Origin of the sequence: Amycolatopsis echigonensis, assembly GCF_002846615.1 — a bacterium.
GTDB lineage: Bacteria > Actinomycetota > Actinomycetes > Mycobacteriales > Pseudonocardiaceae > Amycolatopsis > Amycolatopsis echigonensis.
On the sequence record NZ_PJMY01000003.1, the window covers coordinates 2,103,165 to 2,120,381 of the forward strand.

Below are 17,217 nucleotides of genomic sequence, written 5' to 3' on the forward strand. Positions count from 1 at the left end.
TCAGTCCAGCTTTCCGGGCACGAGCTGCAGGTAGATCAGCGTGATCACGAAGTTCACGACGAAGAGCAGCAGGAACGTGATGACGACCGACTGGTTCACCGCGTCGCCGACGCCCTTCGGGCCGCCGCTCGGGTGCAGGCCGCGATAAGCCGCCACGACCGCGGCGATGAAGCCGAAGATCAGCGCCTTGATCTCGCCGACCCAGAGGTCGGGCAGCTGCGCGAGCGCGGAGAAGCTGGACAGGTACGCGCCCGGGGTGCCGCCCTGGAGCACGACGTTGAAGAAGTAGCCGCCGAGCACGCCGATGACGCTGACCATGCCGTTGAGCAGGAGCGCGACGAGCATCATGGCGAGCGTGCGCGGCACGATCAGGCGCTGGACCGCGGAGACGCCCAGCACCTCCATCGCGTCGATCTCCTCGCGGATGGTCCGCGCGCCGATGTCCGCGCAGACCGCGCTTCCGCCCGCGCCGGCCACCAGCAGCGCGGTGACCAGCGGACTGGCCTGCTGCACGGTCGCCAGCACCGAACCCGCACCGGTGTAGGACTGCGCGCCGAGCTGGCGGGCGAGCGCGCCGAACTGCAGCGAGATGACCGCGCCGAACGGGATCGCGACGAGCGCGGTCGGCAGGATCGTCACGCTCGCGACGAACCAGGCCTGCTGGATGAACTCGCGGAACTGGAACGGGCGCTGGAAGATGCCGCGGATGATGTCGAGGCCGAGCGCGAACAGGTTCCCGGTCTCCCGCAGCATTCCGTAGCCGGGGATCTTGGCCGAGGTGGTGGTCACGCGCCACCCTGCCCGTGCCGGGGCGACCGGCCGTCCGCGCCGGGAATGCGCGCGACCTGGTCGGCGGGAAGCTGTCCCTGGTGCTGGTCGGGCACCGGGCCCGGCGCGCTGACCGGCGGGAGCTGCTGCGTGTCCTCCGGGCCGCGCTGGTGGTGGAAGGCACCGGGGTTGGGCCGCACGTTGTAGTACCGCTGCTGCTCGGGCGTCAGGGATTCGATGATCCCCTCCTGCGCGCTCGGCGGGAGCGTGTGCAGGATCCGCATGACGCGGTCCATCCGCCGCTTCGCTCCGGCCCGCTCCGGAACGCCCGGGCTGACCTGCATCTGCGGCACGACGCCGCGCACGTCCTCGTTGAGCACGTCGCCGTGCCCGGCGGCGGCCTCGGCCTGCTCGCGGGCCATCTGGGCGCTGTCCTTCTCCTCGGACATGCCGATCGGGCCGAGCTTGCGGCCGTTGAGGAACTGCTCGACCACCGGCTCGTCGCTGGTCAGCAGCACCTCGCGCGGGCCGAACATGACGAGTTCCTTGCGGAACAGCATGCCGAGGTTGTCCGGCACCGTGCGGGCGAGGTTGATGTTGTGCGACACGATCAGGAACGTCGCGTCGATCTGGGCGTTGACGTCCAGGAAGAGCTGCGAGATGTAGGTCGTGCGGACCGGGTCGAGACCGGAGTCCGGCTCGTCGACCAGGATGATCTCCGGGTCCAGCACGAGGGCGCGGGCGAGGCCGGCGCGCTTGCGCATACCGCCGGAGATCTCGCCCGGGAGCTTCTTGTCCGCGCCGGCCAGACCGGTGATCTCGAGCTTCTCCAGCACGATCCGGCGGATCTCGGTCTCGGACTTCTTCGTGTGCTCCCGCAGCGGGAAGGCCACGTTGTCGTAGAGGTTCATCGAGCCGAACAGCGCGCCGTCCTGGAACAGGACGCCGAACAGCTTCCGGATCTCGTACAGCTTGTGCTCGGAGCAGGTGACGATGTCGACGCCGTTGATGACGCACCGTCCGCGGTCCGGCTTGAGCAGCCCGATCATCGACTTCAGGAACACGGACTTGCCGGTTCCGGACGGGCCGAGCATCGCCGAGACCTCGCCGGGAGGCAGGGTCAGCGTCACGTCCCGCCAGATGGTCTGCTTTCCGAAGGACTTCGTCAGACCTTCGATGACCACCTCGGCACCCATCGCACCTCCAGGAGCTGTTCCGCGTCGTCGCGCACCGCCGCCTCGTCGCCGCTGGCAGCGGCGGAGCTCGCGCGGCGAACTCCGCTTCAACCAGGTGCAACGAGCTGAGCGCGAACAGGTTACTCACCAGTTTTGTTCTCTGGCCAGCCCCCGTGCACGCCTCACGCGACGGGGATCCAGTACGGCGACCGCTGGCAGCACGGTAGTGCACGTCACGTTCGGCCGCAGATCCAGATGGCCGACCACCACTCACCCTGACGGGTTAACCGGCGGAAACGCGGCAAACAGGGGGTGACCCGAGGTCGCTCAGCAGGCCACTCGTTCGCCTGAACGAGGACGCGTGCGGCCGGGTTCGGCGACTGTGCGAATTTTTTTGCCGCGGACAGCGAAAGGGGCGGGCACCCGGATCGGATGCCCACCCCTTTCCCGGTGGAACTGCGGGCGCTTGCGCGCCCGGGATCACTTGATGGTGATCTTGGCGCCGGCGGCCTCGAGCTTCTCCTTGGCGGCGTCGGCGGCCTCCTTGTCGACCTTCTCGAGGAGCGCCTTCGGAGCGGCCTCGACCAGCTCCTTGGCCTCCTTCAGGCCCAGGCCGGAGACGACCTCGCGGACGACCTTGATGACCTGGATCTTCTTGTCGCCGGCCGAGTCGAGGATGACGTCGAACTCGTCCTGCTCGGCAGCGGCCTCGGCGCCACCGGCGGCGGCACCCGGGGCGGCGGCCACGACGGCGGCCGGGGCGGCGGCGGTGACGTCGAAGACCTCTTCGAATTCCTTCACGAACTCGGACAGCTCAAGGAGGGTCAGCTCCTTGAAGGCGTCGATCAGCTCGGCGGTGCTCAGCTTCGCCATGATGGCTTCCTCTCAGAAAAACGAACGAGACGTTCGGGGTGGGGTGGTTCAGCTCTCGGCGGGTGCTTCGGCTGCTTCGGTACCGGTGGCGTTGCGCTGCTTCTCCTCCAGCGCGGCAGCCAGGCGGGCCACCTGGGACGCCGGCGCCTGGAACAGCGCGGCGGCCTGGGAAAGCTTCGCCTTGAACGCGCCCGCCGCCTTGGCGAGCAGCACCTCGCGGCTGTCGAGATCGGCGATCCTGGTGATCTCGTCCACGGACAGCGCTTTGCCGTCCATGTAGCCGCCCTTGATGACAAGCGCGTTGTTTTCCTTCGCGAAGTCGCGAAGCGCCTTCGCGGCGTCGACTGCCTCGCCCTGCACGAAGGCGATCGCGGTCGGACCGACGAACAGGTCTTCGATCCCCTCGAGGCCGGCGTCCTCAGCGGCACGCTTGACGAGGGTGTTCTTCGCGACCCGGTACTTGGCACTGGTGCCGAGAGCGCGGCGCAGCTGGGACAGCTGAGTCACGGAGAGGCCGGTGTACTCGGTAACGACGGTGGCCGAGCTGCTGCGGAAGCTCTCCGCGATCTCGGCGACGGCCGCCACCTTGTCGGGCTTCGCCATGGTCGCCTCCTCTCTTGGCTAGTGTCACCACTGGCTTCGGCGGAGGCGCCCCCGAACGACAAAAACGCCCACGCGCAGCAGACGCGGGGCGTTGCCCAGCCTTGACGACTGGGGTGAAAGCCTCGTTCCTCCTGCGCGGGCCGTCCGCCGTGCTGCGGAACCTTCGCTCCCCGGAGATCCGGAGAGAACCAGCGGTCTTTGGTAGAACCGTCGACCAGCATACGGGAGGCCTCGGCGGGGTTCGCGGGCACCCCCTTGCTGAGCTGCGAGAACCGGGGCAGTCTCGGGAAATCGCGGCGGAGCGGGCATCATTGGTGACGTGGCGGAACAGCGTGATCACGGAAAGCCGGAAGAAACCCCCTCTCCCGGTTCGGGCGGATCCTCGGCGCAACCGCCCGCACAGCCGCAGCCCGGCGGGGGTGAGGTCGCCCCCCGCACTCCCAGCCAGCCGACGCCCCAACCAGCCGCACCGAATCTTCCGCAGCCGAACGGGACCGAGCCGCAGCTGGATCCCGAACAGCTGCGCCAGTTCCAGGAATTCCAGCGATTCCAGGAGTACCTGCGGTTCACCCGGGCCCAGCAAGGCACCGAACCGGCTCCGCACCCGGACGCGGGCTTGGTCCCGGCGGGCAACCGCCAGCCGCTCGCCGGCGGACAGCCGCCATCCCCGCCGAACCAGCCCGGCGCGCTGACCGAGTACGAGGAACCGCCCCGCAACCGCCGCCCGGTGCCGCGCTGGGTGAAGCGCCTCGGCGGGAAGATCCTGGGCTGGGTGATCGCCCTGGTCATCCTCGGCATCCTGGTCAACTGGGGCTACCACCAGATCTTCCCCAGCAACGAGGGCAAAAGCTCAGCCCAGATCGCCGCTGAGGGCGGCGGGACCTACCACACGAACCACATCTTCTCGACCAATCCGAACGAGGCGGTGCGGTTCGTCTACCACAACATCGCCCAGGGCCGGGTCGACGACGCCTGCGGACGATTCCGCGAAGACATCCAGGACAAGTTCGCCAAGGACACCACCGGTCAGCCGGACTGCAAGGTCGCGGTCGAGAAGCTCCACGCGCAAGTGAAGAACATGAACGACTACGCCGAATCGCTCCCGTCCTATGTTTCCGGCCCGACTCCCCCGCCGGTCGTGACGATCGATTCCTGCACGTTCAGCGTGCAGGGCGGCCCGGCGCTGGGCGTGTTCCAAGTGACCAAAGTGGACAAAGGCCAATGGTTGATCACCGGCCACTCGCCCGGCCCCGAGAAATGCCCCGCGCCGCCGACGGCGACCTCCACCCCGGGCTGATCTTCGTCAGGCGGGCGAGCTGATCGGCAACCGGGTCTCCCCCGTGTCCGAGTACGCGAAGAAGTCCACCAGCGCCGCCGCGAAGGCCGGGTGTGCCACCGCTTCCATGTGGTTTCCCGGGACCCGCACCAGCCGCGCGCCCGCGATGCCCGCCGCGAGGCGTTCTGGCTGCGTCGCCAGTTCGTCAGATTCCCCGGCCAGGATCAGCGTCGCCGCCGAGAGGTTCGTCAGCCGCATCGGTCCGTGCGGGGTCGCGTGCATCACCGCGGCCAGCGCTTCGACGTCCGCGCCTGCCCGGCGGGCCAGCCGCCGGAACGGGCGCGCCGCCGAGGGCACCTTCGACCGGTCTTCGGCCAGCAGTCCCTCCGCGATCTGGCTCCGGTTGATCACCCGGGCGTCCACGCCGCCGAAGTCCACGATTCCCGCGCCGACGCCGCCGACCGCGAGGCAGCGGACCCGCCGGTCACGCGTAGCCACCAGCAGCGAGACGATCGCGCCCATCGAGTAGCCCGCCAGGCACACCTCGTCCAGGCCGAGTTCGTCGAACAGCGCGGTCAGGTCCGCGGCCATGATGTCCTCGCCGTAGGCCGCCGGGTCGTGCGGCTTCTCCGACGCGCCGTGCCCGCGCGCGTCCAGCGCGATCACCGTGAAGCCAGCCTTGACCAGCGCGTCCACCACGCCGGGGTTCACCCAGTTCACCTGGGAGTCGGCCGCGAAACCGTGGTGCAGCACGACGGGACGCCGGTGCCGTCCGTCGCCCTCCCAGACCGTGTAGCTCAGCTGGAGCCCGTCGGGGGCGATGAACGTCGTTGGCATATCTCCATGAGACACGAAAAAAGGGTGGTCACGCACGAAGCGTGACCACCCTTTCGCGTGATGTGCGACTCAGACCGCGGCTTCCTCGGCGAGGAGGTTGCGAGTCCGGGCCGGGTCGACCGGGATGCCCGGGCCCATCGTCGTGGTGAAGGTGACCTTCTTGACGTAGCGGCCCTTCGCCGACGACGGCTTGGCGCGCAGGATCTCGTCCAGCGCGGCCGCGTAGTTCTCCACCAGCTTCTCGGTGTCGAACGACGCCTTGCCGATCACCAGGTGCAGGTTCGCCTGCTTGTCGACGCGGAAGTTGATCTTGCCGCCCTTGATGTCCTTCACGGCCTTCTCGACCGCGGGGGTCACCGTGCCGGTCTTCGGGTTCGGCATGAGGCCGCGCGGGCCGAGGATGCGGGCGATGCGGCCCACCTTGGCCATCTGGTCCGGCGTCGCGATCGCGGCGTCGAAGTCGAGCCAGCCACCCTGGATGCGCTCGATCAGTTCGTCGGTGCCGACCGCGTCGGCGCCAGCGGCTTCGGCCTCGGCGGCCTTGTCGCCGACGGCGAAAACAATGACGCGGGCGGTCTTACCGGTGCCGTGCGGCAGGTTCACGGTGCCGCGGACCATCTGGTCGGCCTTGCGCGGGTCGACCCCGAGACGCATCGCGACCTCGACGGTCGCGTCCATCTTCGTCTTGGAGGTCTCCTTCGCCAGCTTCACGGCCTCGAGCGGCGCGTACAGCCGCGCCTTGTCGATCAGCTCCGCGGCCTGGCGGTAGGCCTTGCTGTGCTTGGTCATGCTTCTGTCCTTAAGTCAGGTGGATCAGTGTGGTGTTGCAGAGCCAGCACATGGCTCTCCCACTCGAGCTAGCGCGAAATCGCGCCGCCTCAACGAAGTCGAGGCAATTACTCCACGGTGATGCCCATGGAGCGGGCAGTGCCGGCGATGATCTTCGCGGCCTGGTCGATGTCGTGCGCGTTGAGGTCGGTCTCCTTGGTCTTCGCGATCTCGCGGACCTGGTCCCAGGTGACCTTGGCGACCTTGGTCTTGTGCGGCTCGCCGGAGCCCTTCTCCACGCCCGCGGCCTTGAGCAGCAGCTTGGCGGCCGGCGGCGTCTTCAGCTTGAAGTCGAACGACCGGTCTTCGTACACGGAGATCTCGACCGGGACGACGTCCCCGCGCTGCGATTCGGTCGCGGCGTTGTAGGCCTTGCAGAACTCCATGATGTTGACGCCGTGCTGACCCAGCGCCGGGCCGACCGGCGGCGCGGGGTTGGCCGCACCCGCCTTGATCTGCAGCTTGATGATCGCCGCAAGCTTCTTCTTCTTGGGTGGCATTACCTTGTGTCCTTCTTAACTGACGTGAGTCCCCCGCACACCTGCCAGTACGCGGGGACTGCCGACCGGGATGGCCCGGCCGTCAGATCTTGGAGACCTGGCTGAACGAGAGCTCGACCGGGGTCTCCCGGCCGAAGATCGACACCAGGACCTTCAGCTTCTGCCCGTCGACGTTGACCTCGGAGATCGTGGCGGGCAGCGTGGCGAACGGGCCGTCCATGACGGTGACCGACTCGCCGACCTCGAAGTCGACCTCGACGGCGGGCGCGCCGGACTGGGCGGCCGCGGCGGATTCGCCGCCCTTGGCGGCCTTGGCCGGGGCTTCCTTCTCGACCTGCGGGGCGAGGAACTTCAGCACCTCGTCCACGGTCAGCGGCGACGGCCGCGAAGTGGCTCCGACGAACCCGGTGACGCCAGGGGTGTTGCGCACCGCGCTCCACGACTGGTCGTTGAGGTCCATCCGGACCAGGATGTAGCCGGGCAGCACCTTGCGCTGCACCTGCTTGCGCTGGCCGTTCTTGATCTCGGTGACCTCTTCGGTCGGGACCTCGATCTGGAAGATGTAGTCCTCGACGTCCAGGGTCTGGGTACGCGTCTCGAGGTTGGTCTTGACCTTGTTCTCGTAACCGGCGTACGAGTGCACGACGTACCACTCGCCCGGCGCGGCCTTGAGCTCGGCGCGCAGCGCGGCGACCGGGTCGTCCGCCTCGGGGGCGGGCTCGGTCACGTCGGCGTCGTCCGAATCCTCGGCGGCGGCGGACTCGTCGGTGTCGGCGGCGACCTCGTCCTCGGCGACGGGCACCTCGACGGGCTCGGCGGACTCCTCGTCGCCGGGTGCCGTCTGCACCTGCTCGTCGGAAAGCTCGGTCAGGTCGCGACCGGCTTCGGTGCCGTTGTCGGAGGTCACGTTCCGTCCTCTCAGTTGATCGCTTGCCGGGCCGGACCGGGGCCCGGCCAGCGCGGTGGCGCGCCCGTCGGGCGTCAGCCGAAGACCAGCCCGACCAGCTCCTTGAAGCCGAGATCGAGACCGCTCACGAGGGCCACCATGAACACCACGAACACCAGGACGACCGCGGTGTAGGTGACCATCTGCTTGCGGTTGGGCCAGATGACCTTGCGCAGTTCGGCCCAGACCTCGCGGATGAACCGCGTGAACCGGGCGAACAGGGAGGCCTTCTTGGGCTTCCGGTCCCGTTTGGGGGTGGGCGCGCCCTTGGCGTCGGCGGGCTTCGCGACCTTGTCGCCCGCCTTGCCGGACGGACGGGTCGAGCCCGGCCGTGCCTCGGACTTGCCTGCCGGCCGAGCGGAAGCGCGGCGTTCGCGCCGAGCCGCGGCGGACACCGGGCGGGATTCGACTCCGGGCTGCTTGCCCGAATCGCCCTGCTCGTGCTCGCCGCTGGCGTCGCTGTCGCTCACGACCACTCCTCCGCTCCACCAGTTCCCGTACGCAGGGGTGACAGGACTTGAACCTGCAACCTGCGGTTTTGGAGACCGCTGCTCTGCCAATTGAGCTACACCCCTGTGGAGCCGGGTCACCCTGGCTCCGGAGGACGCATTCCATCGTCCCCACCATCCGGCGGGGATGACCGTAGTGCGTTCCGAGTTCCGAAGTCTACGGCAAGCCGGATGCCGCCTTGCAACCCAGCCCCCTCGACGCCCCCGCGGCACCCCGGAGGCCGTCGTTCCGGGCCGTTCGGACAGCACCCGGGAACTCGCGGCGAAGATCACCTGTTCGTGCGAACATAGGCCCGTGGCCGTTATCCGATTAATCGCAAAGCCGTCGGCGCCCGTCGCCTCGCCCGGTTTCGCGACCGCTTCGGATTCCCGGCACGGCAAGCGAAATCGCTTTCGCCCCGGCGAATTTTCCCGCCAGGAAGCCAAGACCGGACTGGCGGAAGATGATCTTCGTTGACTCGCAAGCGAAACTGATGATCAAGGAGCCTCGGTGACCATATTCCAGCTTGGGCTGGCCCTGCCGCAGTACGGCAAGCTCGCCGACCCCTCCGCCATCGCCGGTTTCGCCGCCGAAGCCGAGCGCATGGGCTTCGTCTCCCTCTGGGTCGGCGACCGGGTGCTGACCCCGGTCTCCCCGAAGACCTATTACCCGTCCGGTACACCTGAACGGCCGTACCCGCCGGAGTTCGTCCGCTTCGTCGATCCGCTGCTGGCGCTCACCATCGCCGCGAATTCGACGGAGACCGCGCGGCTCGGGTCGAGCACCCTCAACGGGCCGCTCTACTCGCCGGTGCTGCTGGCCCGCTCCCTGACGTCGCTGGACCTGCTGTCCGGCGGCAGGCTCGACGTCGGCCTCGGGCTCAGCTGGCTCCGCGACGAGTACACCGCCGCCGGTGTGCCGTGGGAGCACCGCGGCGCGCGGCTGGCCGAACTGGTCAAGGTGCTGCGGACGCTCTGGACCGCGGACCCGGCCGGGCACCGGAGCGAACGCTGGGACATCCCGGACTCCCTGATCGGCCTGCGTCCGCTGCAGCAGCCCGGTCCGCCGGTGCTGCTGGGCGGGGCGTCGGACGCGGCGCTGCGGCGAGTCGGCCGGATCGCCGACGGCTGGCTGCCCGCCGGGCTCCCGATCCCGATGCTGCGGCAGAAGTGGGCCGTGGTCGTGGAAGCCGCGGAGAAGGCCGGACGGGATCCGGAGTCGCTCCGCCGGGTGCTGCGGATCAATCCGATGCCGGGCTCGGCCACCGCGACCGTCGAGGACGTCGCGGCTCAGCTGAAGGCCGCCGAAGCCGACGGCATCACCGAGGCGCTGGTCGATGTGCACTATGTGGCCGAAACCGTCCCGCACGCGCTGGAACTGGCCGGCGAGCTGCACGCCGCTGTCTTTGCGTGATCACCCGTAAGCGGGTCGTCGGCAAGGGGCCGGACCGGTAGAACGGTCGGGTGGGGGCAAACAAAAGCGGTGGCTGCGGGTTGCTCGTCCTCGTTGTCGTGGGGGCGCTGCTGGCCGTCGGCTACTACAAGTCGAAGCACGACTCGTCGACCGCACCGCCGTCCGGCGCGGACACCGGCGGCGGCACCGGCCGGTACGTCGCACTCGGCGACTCGTATACGTCGGCGCCGCGCACCGGGAAGCAGTCGGGTTCGCCGGCCGGATGCGCACGATCGGACAACAACTATCCGCATCTGGTGTCGGCGAAGCTGAAGCCGGCGAAGTTCGTGGACGTCAGCTGCAGCGGAGCGACGACGGAGGACTTGACCGACGCCCAGTCGACGCGCAACGGCGCGAACCCGCCGCAGTTGGACTCGGTCACCTCGGACACGACGCTGGTCACCCTGGGCATCGGCGGCAACGATGTGGGATTCATCGCACTGGCGCAGACCTGCGTGACCGCCCACCAGAGCGCCTCGCCGTGCAAGGACCGGCTCACCGCGGGCGGCAAGGACGAACTGGCCGACCGGATCAGCGAGACCGCGAAGAAGGTCGGCACGGCGCTCGACGAGATCCACCAGAAGGCCCCGAAGGCGCGGGTGGTGGTCGTCGGCTACCCGACGGTCCTCCCGGATGGCGACGGCTGCTGGCCGGTCCTGCCGTTGGGCACCGGCGATGTGACGTATCTGCGCGACGCGCTCGGGAAGCTCAACGACGTCCTGTCCGACCAGGCCAAGTCTCACGACGCCGGGTTCGCGGATACGGCCGAGCCGAGCAAGGGCCACGACGTCTGCGCGAACTCGGACGTCAAGTGGATCGAGGGGCTGGTCCCGACGTCCTCGGCGGCGGCCCTGCATCCGAACGCACGGGGCGAGGCGGGGATGGCTGGCGTGGTGGAGTCGGTGCTGGGCGTGCACTGAGGCCGCCCCGATGCGGTTCCGTCCGTGAAGGGCCCCTTGCGGGAATCAGATTCCTTCGAGGGGTCCTTCACGGACCTTTGCCGGACCAGAAGGCCGAGCCGGGCTTCAGGGGCGGACGAGGGCCTGCGGTTTGCCCAGCACGGTTTTGCCCTCGAACTTCACCGTGAGGTCGATCCGGGCGAGTCCCTCGTCGGTCAGGGCGCCGACCTTGCCGGTCACCTCGACCAGGGCGCCCTCGTCGGTGTCGGGCACCACGACCGGGCGGGTGAAGCGCGTGCTGAAGTCCACGAGGCGGGCCGGGTCGCCGAGCCAGTCGGTGACGATGCGGCCGGACACGGCCATGGTGAGCATGCCGTGCGCGATCACGTCCGGGAGGCCGACCTTGGTCGCGAAGTTCTCGTTCCAGTGGATCGGGTTGAAGTCGAGCGAGGCTCCGGCGTAGCGGATCAGTTGCGCGCGGGTGATGCGGACCTCCAGCGGAGGCAGTTCGTCGCCGACGTTCACGCTTCCGCCCCCCGAACCACGAGCTGCGCCCGCGTCGTGCACACGAGTTTGCCGTCCGCGTCGGTGATTTCGGCGCGGAGGTTGATGAAGTCGTTGCCTGCCCGCGCCATGATCGACTCGATCTTGGCGGAGATTTCCAGTTCGTCGCCGGCGTGGACCGGGCGTTCGTAGCGGAAGCCCTGGTCGCCGTGGACCATCCGGGAGTAGTCGAGGCCGAGCGCGGGGTCGGTCACGATGCCGTTGATTTTCGGCAGGTTGAGGATGGTGAGGAAGGTGGGCGGCGCGAGCACGTCGGGGTGGCCGGCGGCGCGGGCCGCCTCCGGGTCCCGGTAGACCGGGTTCGGGTCCTCGATGGCGTCGGCGAACTCGCGGATTTTTTCCCGGCTCACGAAGTACTTGCTGTCCGACGGGTATTCCCGCCCGGTGAACGACTGGTCCAAAGGCACGCGAAGAGGCTAACCGAACACCGGCGTCGCCCCGCGCGGGTGCCTGAACCGGTCAGTAGACAGCGAAAAGCCGCCCCGGCGTGGGCCGGGGCGGCTCTTGCGAAGCTGGTAAAAGACCGCCTGCGTCAGCGGGTCTCTTTGTGAGTCCGGTGCGTACCGCAGTTCGGGCAGAACTTCTTCATCTCCAGGCGATCCGGGTTGTTGCGCCGGTTCTTCTTGGTGATGTAGTTGCGGTGCTTGCACTCCTCGCACGCCAGCGTGATCTTGGGTCGCACGTCGGTGGCAGCCACAGCGTTTCCTTCTCTCTCAGATCCGGGGGCCAGCCCCGTCGTTACCGCGTAGCGGTGGCCGGACTTGAACCGGCGACACAGCGATTATGAGCCGCTTGCTCTGCCAACTGAGCTACACCGCCCCACTCAGACACCCACCCCACTGCAACCCGCCAAGCCGAACTCGACCCGGCCGGGGGTCCAGGGGGCTCGCCCCCTGGCGGGGGTCTGGGGGTTCGACCCCCAGATGGACGCCGCGAAGCGAGCCAGGTCCGCGTTTTTTGCGGACATAGCTCGCGGACTCGCGAGCCCCTTTACGGAATCGAACCGTAGACCTTCTCCTTACCATGGAGACGCTCTGCCGACTGAGCTAAAGGGGCCTTGCCTCTCGCGAGGACTGGGAAAGATTAGCAACCCGCCTGGGCGACCCGTGCAACCGGGGTCGGTTAACCGCAAAACCTCAGGTCAGGAGGGTCAGCACGGTCTCCGAGTGGCGTCCCGGCGAACGTGCCGTGCGGGCCTGCAGCCACGCCTCCAGGCGGTCCTCCGGCAGCGGCCGCGAGATCAGGTAGCCCTGGGCGACGTCACATCCCATCGCCTCGAGCTGATCGCGCGCCACGTCCTCCTCGACGCCTTCCGCGACCACCGTCAGGCCCAGCGAGTGCCCGAGCTCTACGATCGACCGCACCACCGCGAGGTCGCCGAGATCGGTTCCCATGCCGAGCACGAAGCTCTTGTCGATCTTGACCTGGTCGACGGGCAGCTGGCGCAGGTACGCGAGCGACGAATAGCCGGTGCCGAAGTCGTCCACCGCGAGCACGATGCCGAGCGAGTGCAGTTCGCGCAGGATCGGCAGCGCCTTCTGCGGGTCGGACATCACGCCGGACTCGGTCAGTTCGAAAGTCAGCAATTCCGGCGGCACGTCGAAGCGTTCCAGTTCGCGCTGGACCTTCGCCGGGAAGTCGTCGTCGGACAGGTTCCGCACCGACAGGTTGACCGCCGCGGAGATCCGCAGGCCCTCGTCGAGCCATTTGCGCACGCGCTTCAGCGATTGCTCCAGGACGAACGACGTCAGCACGCCGATCAGGCCGGCTGCCTCGATCGCGGGCACGAACTCGTCCGGGCCGAGCCTGCCGAACTCCGGGTGCACCCAGCGCACGAGCGCCTCGACGCCTTGGACCTGGCGGTTGGGCAGCGTCACCTTCGGCTGGTAGTGCACGGAGACGTGGCCGTCCTCGAGCGACTGCCGGAACTGCGTGACCATCTGGAACCGGCGCAGGAAGATCTGTCCCATGCTCGGCACGTAGCCGCGCACTTCCTCGCCGCCGCGGGTGGCGCGAACGGCGACGTCCGCGCGCTGCAGCAGGCCGTCGACGTCGACCTCGCCGGCGTCGTCCACCGAGCTGGCGTAGCCGATCATCGCGTTGGCCTCGACCGAGAGCCGGTCCACCGGATACGGCTCGGAGAGCTGCACGCGAAGCCGTTCGGCCGCGCGATGCGCGTCGTCGACCGTGCAGTCCACGAGCAGCGCGGCGAAGGACGCGCCTTCGAGCCGGGCGAGCGGGACGTCCGGGCCGAGCGCACCGCGGATGCGCGTGCCCGCGGCGACGACCATCCGGTCCGCCCACGAGTAGCCGAGCGCGTCGCTGACGGTGGAGAAGACGTCGAGGTCGATCCGCAGCACCACGACCTCCGCCGATTCGCGCAGCGGATCCCGCGAGACCTGCTGGAATCCGGGCCGGTTCAGGTGCCCGGTGAGCGGGTCGTGGTAGGCGTCGTGGCGGAGCGTGGCGAGCAGCCGCCGGTTGTCGAGCGACGTCGCGAGGTGGCTGGCCATCGTGCCGAGCAGCTGGACGTCGTACTTGCCGAAGCCGCGCCATCGCGACAGCCGGTCGTGCGCCTCGACGACGCCGAGCAGCCGGTTCGCGCTGCGCAGCGGCACCACGAGCGCTTCCTGCGCACTGCGCTCGAGCAGCGCCGCGCGGACGTCCGGGTTGGCCTCGGTGATGCGGAAGTGCCGGACGTGCGCGCCGGGCAGGCGCAGCAGCGGATCGTCGTTGGCCGGGTCGGCGGGCGGCAGTTCGTTGCCCGCGACCACGACGCGCATCGGATCGTCGGGTTCCAGCCGCAGCCGGAGCACGACGCGTCCGGCGGACAGCTGGTCCTTGATCCGCTCGGCGATCGTGGCCCATTCGCGCACGTCGACTCCGCCTACCAGCTCTTCGCCGCGGCTGGCCGGACGAGCGGCGGCCTGCTGCCCGGACCGCGCGACCATCAGGCTGACGTCCGACAGCGCCTCCATGTCCCGCTGTTCGCGGAGCAGATCGGAGTAAGCCCAGTACAGCGCGGTCAGGCCGAGGAACACCGCCAGCACCAGCGGCCAGGCCTGCGGGGTGCTCGCGATGACGAGGTAGCCGGTGAGCCCGACCGAAGCGTTGACGAACCCGACCACGAGGATGCGGCCGGTCAGCCGGATCGCGGTGCTCACGCGCATCCGGCGGCGCAGCACGCGCACGGCGGCCAGCGCGAGCAGCGTGCTGACCAGCGGCGCGGTGAGCGTCCCGGCGAGCGCGGCGACCCACGGAATGGTCGGCCCGCCGCCCATGGCCAGGTGCACGACCCCGGCGACGGCGAACGCACCGGTGATTTCGAGCAGGAACGCGCCCGCGTTGTAGAGGACGCGGCCGGCGACCTTGCGGGCCAGCAGCGTGCCGATGCCCGCCACGAGATGCGCGGCGAGCACGACTTCGAACGGGGCGACGAAGAAACCGATTACCAGCGGAATCTCAGTGAACGAGATGGTCCACGAGATGCCGCTGCGCACGTCGACGTTGATGCCGAGCTGCTCGGCGAGCAGGAAGGCGACCGCGAGCACCGGGCCGATCCACCAGAGCTTCGCCGAGCCGTGGAACGGCAGCCAGGCGCCGACGGCGAAGGCCGCGAGCAGGCCGAGGCCCAGGACGAAGAAGGTGTAAATACGGAAGCGGCTCTCGTCCGAGCGGCCTTCGGCCGGTGCGGAGCCAGCACCTCCCGAGCCCATCGCCTCCGGCGCGGTACCGGGATGGGCGTTGCTGTCCGGCATCCGACCTTCCTTCCCGGCTGCCCGGTCGCGCTCGTCCGTGACGTCAGGTGTGGGCGAGGGCGCCACCTTACCCCGTAGGGCGTACCGGCGTCCCTTTCGAGACAGTAGGAGATCACCCCAGGGTTAACAATGGGCGTTCTTCTCTGACCTGCGTGGACCAAGGAGTGAAACTCCCGGTTCACCCCGGAACCCGCCTGCCGGGGAGTGTTCTGGGGGTCTTTTCCGACCCGATCGGCGGACAATGGGGGTATGCACAACGACGTGACAGCCACCGGCCATGCGGCGCGCATCGCCACGGTGGACGCGCTGCTTCCCGCGCCAGCCCCCTTCGAGGTCGGAGGGGATTCCGTCCTGCTTTCCGCCGAGGTCGGCGACACCACCGCGGCCGGGCTGAGCACCTGCACCGGACTCGGCCCGGACAGCCCGCGCTCGATGTGGCGGGCACTCGTCGAGCACCGGCTGGAGGTGCAGCTCGCCGGTCCCGACCCGGCCGCCGGACTTGACGCCCTGCTCACTCGATGGGATGAACACCTGCGGTCCCTCGCCCGAGTGGGGGATACGGAGTGCGCCGCGGTGCTCTCCCGGCCCAGCCGCGACACCGCCGGGGCCACCGAACTCCTCCGGCACGGCTTCGCCCCGGTCGGCGTGCTCGCGGTCCGTCCGGCGCAGCGGATGGCCGCCGGACCCGACGCGACGCCGGGCGTCTGCATCCGGCACGCGACTCCGGACGACCTTTCCACCGCGGTCACGCTGCAGCTCGAATTGCAGCGGTACGACGCGCAGTTCGGCCGGGTCACGCTCCGTCCCGGCGTCGAGGAACTGATCACCAAGGAACTGCTGCATCACCTCGAACGGCCCGAACCGCAGGTGTGGATCGCGGAGCTGTACGGCCAGCCGCTCGGCATGGTCGTGCTGCAGATGCCCGACGAGACCGGCTGGATCCGGCACCGGGTCGCCGCTTCCCGCGTGGGTTACCTGTCGTCGCTGGCGGTTTCCGAGGCGGCTCGGTCGTCCGGTGTCGGCACCGCGCTGGCCGCGCACGCGCACCAGGTCTTCGACGAGGCGGGGGCGGATGTCGTGCTGCTGCACCACGCCGTGGCGAACCCTCGGTCGACGCCGTTCTGGTACGCGCAGGGCTATCGGCCGCTGTGGACCGGCTGGCAGCGTCGGCCCGCCGTGCGTTCTCGCTAGTCTGGCGTTCGCCAGGCCATCCGAGGGGAGTCCCAGTGACCGAAAAGCCCGACGCCGCACCGAAAGCGCCGGAAGGCGTCGATGTCGAGAAACCCTCGGCCGCGCGGGTCTACGACTGGTACCTGGGCGGCACGCAGAACTGGGCCGTGGACCGGGAATTCGGCCGCAAGGTCGAAAAGATGTGGTCGCTCGCCCGGCCCGGCGCGAAGCAGAACCGCGAGTTCATGAACCGCGTGGTGCGCGCCGCGCTGGACGCGGGCATCCGTCAGTTCCTCGACCTCGGCTCCGGCGTGCCGACCGCGGGCAACGTGCACGAGGTGGTCGAGGCCGCGCTCGGCGACGACGACCAGGCCACCGTGGTTTACGTCGACTACGAACCGGTGGCCGTGGCGCACGCGACGCTGATCCTCGAGGACGAGGCGGCCACCGACTGGGCCGGGATCGTGCAGGCGGACATGCGCGATCCCCGGGCCGTGCTGAACGACCCGCGCACTCGCGAGCTGATCGACTTCGACAAGCCGGTGTGCGTGATGCTGATGGCGGTGCTGCATTTCGTCGGCCCGGACGACGATCCGGACGCCATCGTGCGCGCCTACCGCGACAAGCTCGTGTCCGGCAGCTGGCTGGCGATCTCGCAGATGAGCGAGGGCGACGGCAGCGGTCCGGCGCTGGAAGGCCTGCGCTGGTTCGTCGAGCAGTACCGCAAGACGAGCAACCCGGTGTGGCTGCGCGACCGGGAAGAGATCGAGCCGTTCTTCGGCGGCTGGCCGCTGCTGGAGCCGGGGATCACGCATCTGCCGGACTGGCGGCCGGAACGCGAGCTGAACGCGGTAGAGGCGGAGGCTCGCCCGTTCGCCTGGTGCGGGGTGGCGCGCAAGCCATGACCGCGCCGGACGCGCCGCGAGGCGTGGACGTCGCCACCTGCCGGGACGACGCTCCGCCGGAGCGGGCCGCCGAAGTGCGCGCGTTCGCGGCGGAGGTCCGGCCGTTCGCGTGGGGTGCGGTCGCGCGCAAGCCCTGACTTCTCTCCCAGCGAACACTCCCTGGGAAACAAACCC

General features: G+C 69.2%; 19 protein-coding genes and 3 tRNA genes. 6 read left to right on the forward strand and 16 right to left on the reverse strand.

Features of this window, described 5'->3' with window-relative positions; all coding sequences use genetic code 11:
* From ATK30_RS14490 to rplJ, 4 genes are all read right to left on the reverse strand, one after another.
* A complete protein-coding gene (locus ATK30_RS14490) occupies positions 1-753 on the reverse strand; it encodes an MlaE family ABC transporter permease (protein ID WP_051165981.1) in 753 nt (250 codons plus the stop codon).
* A 32-nt stretch (positions 754-785) separates the two neighbouring features.
* The gene (locus ATK30_RS14495) at positions 786-1,964 is read right to left on the reverse strand and encodes an ABC transporter ATP-binding protein (RefSeq protein ID WP_101436037.1); all 1,179 of its coding nucleotides are present in this window, start codon (positions 1,962-1,964) and stop codon (positions 786-788) included.
* A gap of 459 nt (positions 1,965-2,423) precedes the next feature.
* Complete coding sequence (gene rplL, locus ATK30_RS14500; protein WP_009072216.1) at positions 2,424-2,816, reverse strand: 50S ribosomal protein L7/L12; 393 nt, start codon at positions 2,814-2,816, stop codon at positions 2,424-2,426.
* 48 nt (positions 2,817-2,864) lie between these two features.
* Positions 2,865-3,419, reverse strand: a complete 555-nt coding sequence (rplJ, locus tag ATK30_RS14505; RefSeq protein ID WP_101436038.1) for a 50S ribosomal protein L10 — start codon at positions 3,417-3,419, stop codon at positions 2,865-2,867.
* 319 nt (positions 3,420-3,738) lie between these two features.
* Here rplJ and ATK30_RS14510 point away from each other — a divergent pair, with 319 nt between their 5' ends.
* Complete coding sequence (locus ATK30_RS14510) at positions 3,739-4,716, forward strand: hypothetical protein (protein ID WP_101436039.1); 978 nt, start codon at positions 3,739-3,741, stop codon at positions 4,714-4,716.
* 6 nt (positions 4,717-4,722) lie between these two features.
* Here ATK30_RS14510 and ATK30_RS14515 read toward each other — a convergent pair whose 3' ends face one another.
* The 6 genes from ATK30_RS14515 to ATK30_RS14540 form a co-directional block, all read right to left on the reverse strand.
* Complete coding sequence (locus ATK30_RS14515; protein WP_101436040.1) at positions 4,723-5,532, reverse strand: alpha/beta fold hydrolase; 810 nt, start codon at positions 5,530-5,532, stop codon at positions 4,723-4,725.
* Between the two features lie 69 nt (positions 5,533-5,601).
* On the reverse strand, positions 5,602-6,321 hold the full coding sequence (rplA, locus tag ATK30_RS14520; protein ID WP_101436041.1) for a 50S ribosomal protein L1: 720 nt from the start codon (positions 6,319-6,321) through the stop codon (positions 5,602-5,604).
* 107 nt (positions 6,322-6,428) lie between these two features.
* Positions 6,429-6,860: a 50S ribosomal protein L11 gene (rplK, locus tag ATK30_RS14525; RefSeq protein ID WP_037360170.1), complete on the reverse strand. Its 432-nt coding sequence runs from the start codon at positions 6,858-6,860 to the stop codon at positions 6,429-6,431.
* A gap of 82 nt (positions 6,861-6,942) precedes the next feature.
* Positions 6,943-7,767, reverse strand: coding sequence for a transcription termination/antitermination protein NusG (gene nusG / locus ATK30_RS14530; protein WP_101436042.1), 825 nt, complete (start codon positions 7,765-7,767; stop codon positions 6,943-6,945).
* 74 nt (positions 7,768-7,841) lie between these two features.
* On the reverse strand, positions 7,842-8,276 hold the full coding sequence (gene secE, locus ATK30_RS14535; protein WP_158242467.1) for a preprotein translocase subunit SecE: 435 nt from the start codon (positions 8,274-8,276) through the stop codon (positions 7,842-7,844).
* A gap of 32 nt (positions 8,277-8,308) precedes the next feature.
* A tRNA-Trp gene (locus ATK30_RS14540) sits at positions 8,309-8,381 on the reverse strand.
* A 424-nt stretch (positions 8,382-8,805) separates the two neighbouring features.
* Here ATK30_RS14540 and ATK30_RS14545 point away from each other — a divergent pair.
* Both ATK30_RS14545 and ATK30_RS14550 read left to right on the forward strand, forming a co-directional pair.
* Positions 8,806-9,708: a TIGR03619 family F420-dependent LLM class oxidoreductase gene (locus tag ATK30_RS14545; protein ID WP_101436044.1), complete on the forward strand. Its 903-nt coding sequence runs from the start codon at positions 8,806-8,808 to the stop codon at positions 9,706-9,708.
* A gap of 50 nt (positions 9,709-9,758) precedes the next feature.
* Complete coding sequence (locus tag ATK30_RS14550; RefSeq protein ID WP_101436045.1) at positions 9,759-10,667, forward strand: SGNH/GDSL hydrolase family protein; 909 nt, start codon at positions 9,759-9,761, stop codon at positions 10,665-10,667.
* A 105-nt stretch (positions 10,668-10,772) separates the two neighbouring features.
* Here ATK30_RS14550 and ATK30_RS14555 read toward each other — a convergent pair whose 3' ends face one another.
* The 6 genes from ATK30_RS14555 to ATK30_RS14580 form a co-directional block, all read right to left on the reverse strand.
* The gene (locus ATK30_RS14555; protein WP_167441910.1) at positions 10,773-11,171 is read right to left on the reverse strand and encodes a MaoC family dehydratase; all 399 of its coding nucleotides are present in this window, start codon (positions 11,169-11,171) and stop codon (positions 10,773-10,775) included.
* Positions 11,168-11,617 (reverse strand): MaoC family dehydratase N-terminal domain-containing protein, encoded by a 450-nt coding sequence (locus ATK30_RS14560; protein ID WP_167441911.1) that lies wholly within the window; start codon positions 11,615-11,617, stop codon positions 11,168-11,170. Before ATK30_RS14560 ends, ATK30_RS14555 begins: the two co-directional genes overlap by 4 nt.
* A gap of 125 nt (positions 11,618-11,742) precedes the next feature.
* Positions 11,743-11,907 (reverse strand): 50S ribosomal protein L33, encoded by a 165-nt coding sequence (gene rpmG / locus ATK30_RS14565; RefSeq protein WP_005152047.1) that lies wholly within the window; start codon positions 11,905-11,907, stop codon positions 11,743-11,745.
* A 49-nt stretch (positions 11,908-11,956) separates the two neighbouring features.
* Positions 11,957-12,029 (reverse strand) — tRNA-Met (locus ATK30_RS14570).
* A 164-nt stretch (positions 12,030-12,193) separates the two neighbouring features.
* Positions 12,194-12,266, reverse strand: a tRNA-Thr gene (locus ATK30_RS14575).
* Between the two features lie 80 nt (positions 12,267-12,346).
* Complete coding sequence (locus ATK30_RS14580) at positions 12,347-14,968, reverse strand: putative bifunctional diguanylate cyclase/phosphodiesterase (RefSeq protein ID WP_101436048.1); 2,622 nt, start codon at positions 14,966-14,968, stop codon at positions 12,347-12,349.
* Between the two features lie 249 nt (positions 14,969-15,217).
* On the opposite strand from ATK30_RS14580, the gene ATK30_RS14585 reads away from it, so the two are divergent.
* Genes ATK30_RS14585 through ATK30_RS45030 form a run of 3 tightly spaced genes read left to right on the forward strand, consistent with a single transcriptional unit; the run spans position 15,218 to position 17,180 of the window.
* The gene (locus tag ATK30_RS14585; protein WP_101436049.1) at positions 15,218-16,159 is read left to right on the forward strand and encodes a GNAT family N-acetyltransferase; all 942 of its coding nucleotides are present in this window, start codon (positions 15,218-15,220) and stop codon (positions 16,157-16,159) included.
* A 35-nt stretch (positions 16,160-16,194) separates the two neighbouring features.
* The gene (locus ATK30_RS14590) at positions 16,195-17,043 is read left to right on the forward strand and encodes an SAM-dependent methyltransferase (RefSeq protein ID WP_101436050.1); all 849 of its coding nucleotides are present in this window, start codon (positions 16,195-16,197) and stop codon (positions 17,041-17,043) included.
* Entirely contained in the window at positions 17,040-17,180 is a 141-nt protein-coding gene (locus ATK30_RS45030) for a hypothetical protein (RefSeq protein WP_158242468.1), read from the forward strand. Before ATK30_RS14590 ends, ATK30_RS45030 begins: the two co-directional genes overlap by 4 nt.
* The last annotated feature ends 37 nt before the right edge of the window (positions 17,181-17,217 follow it).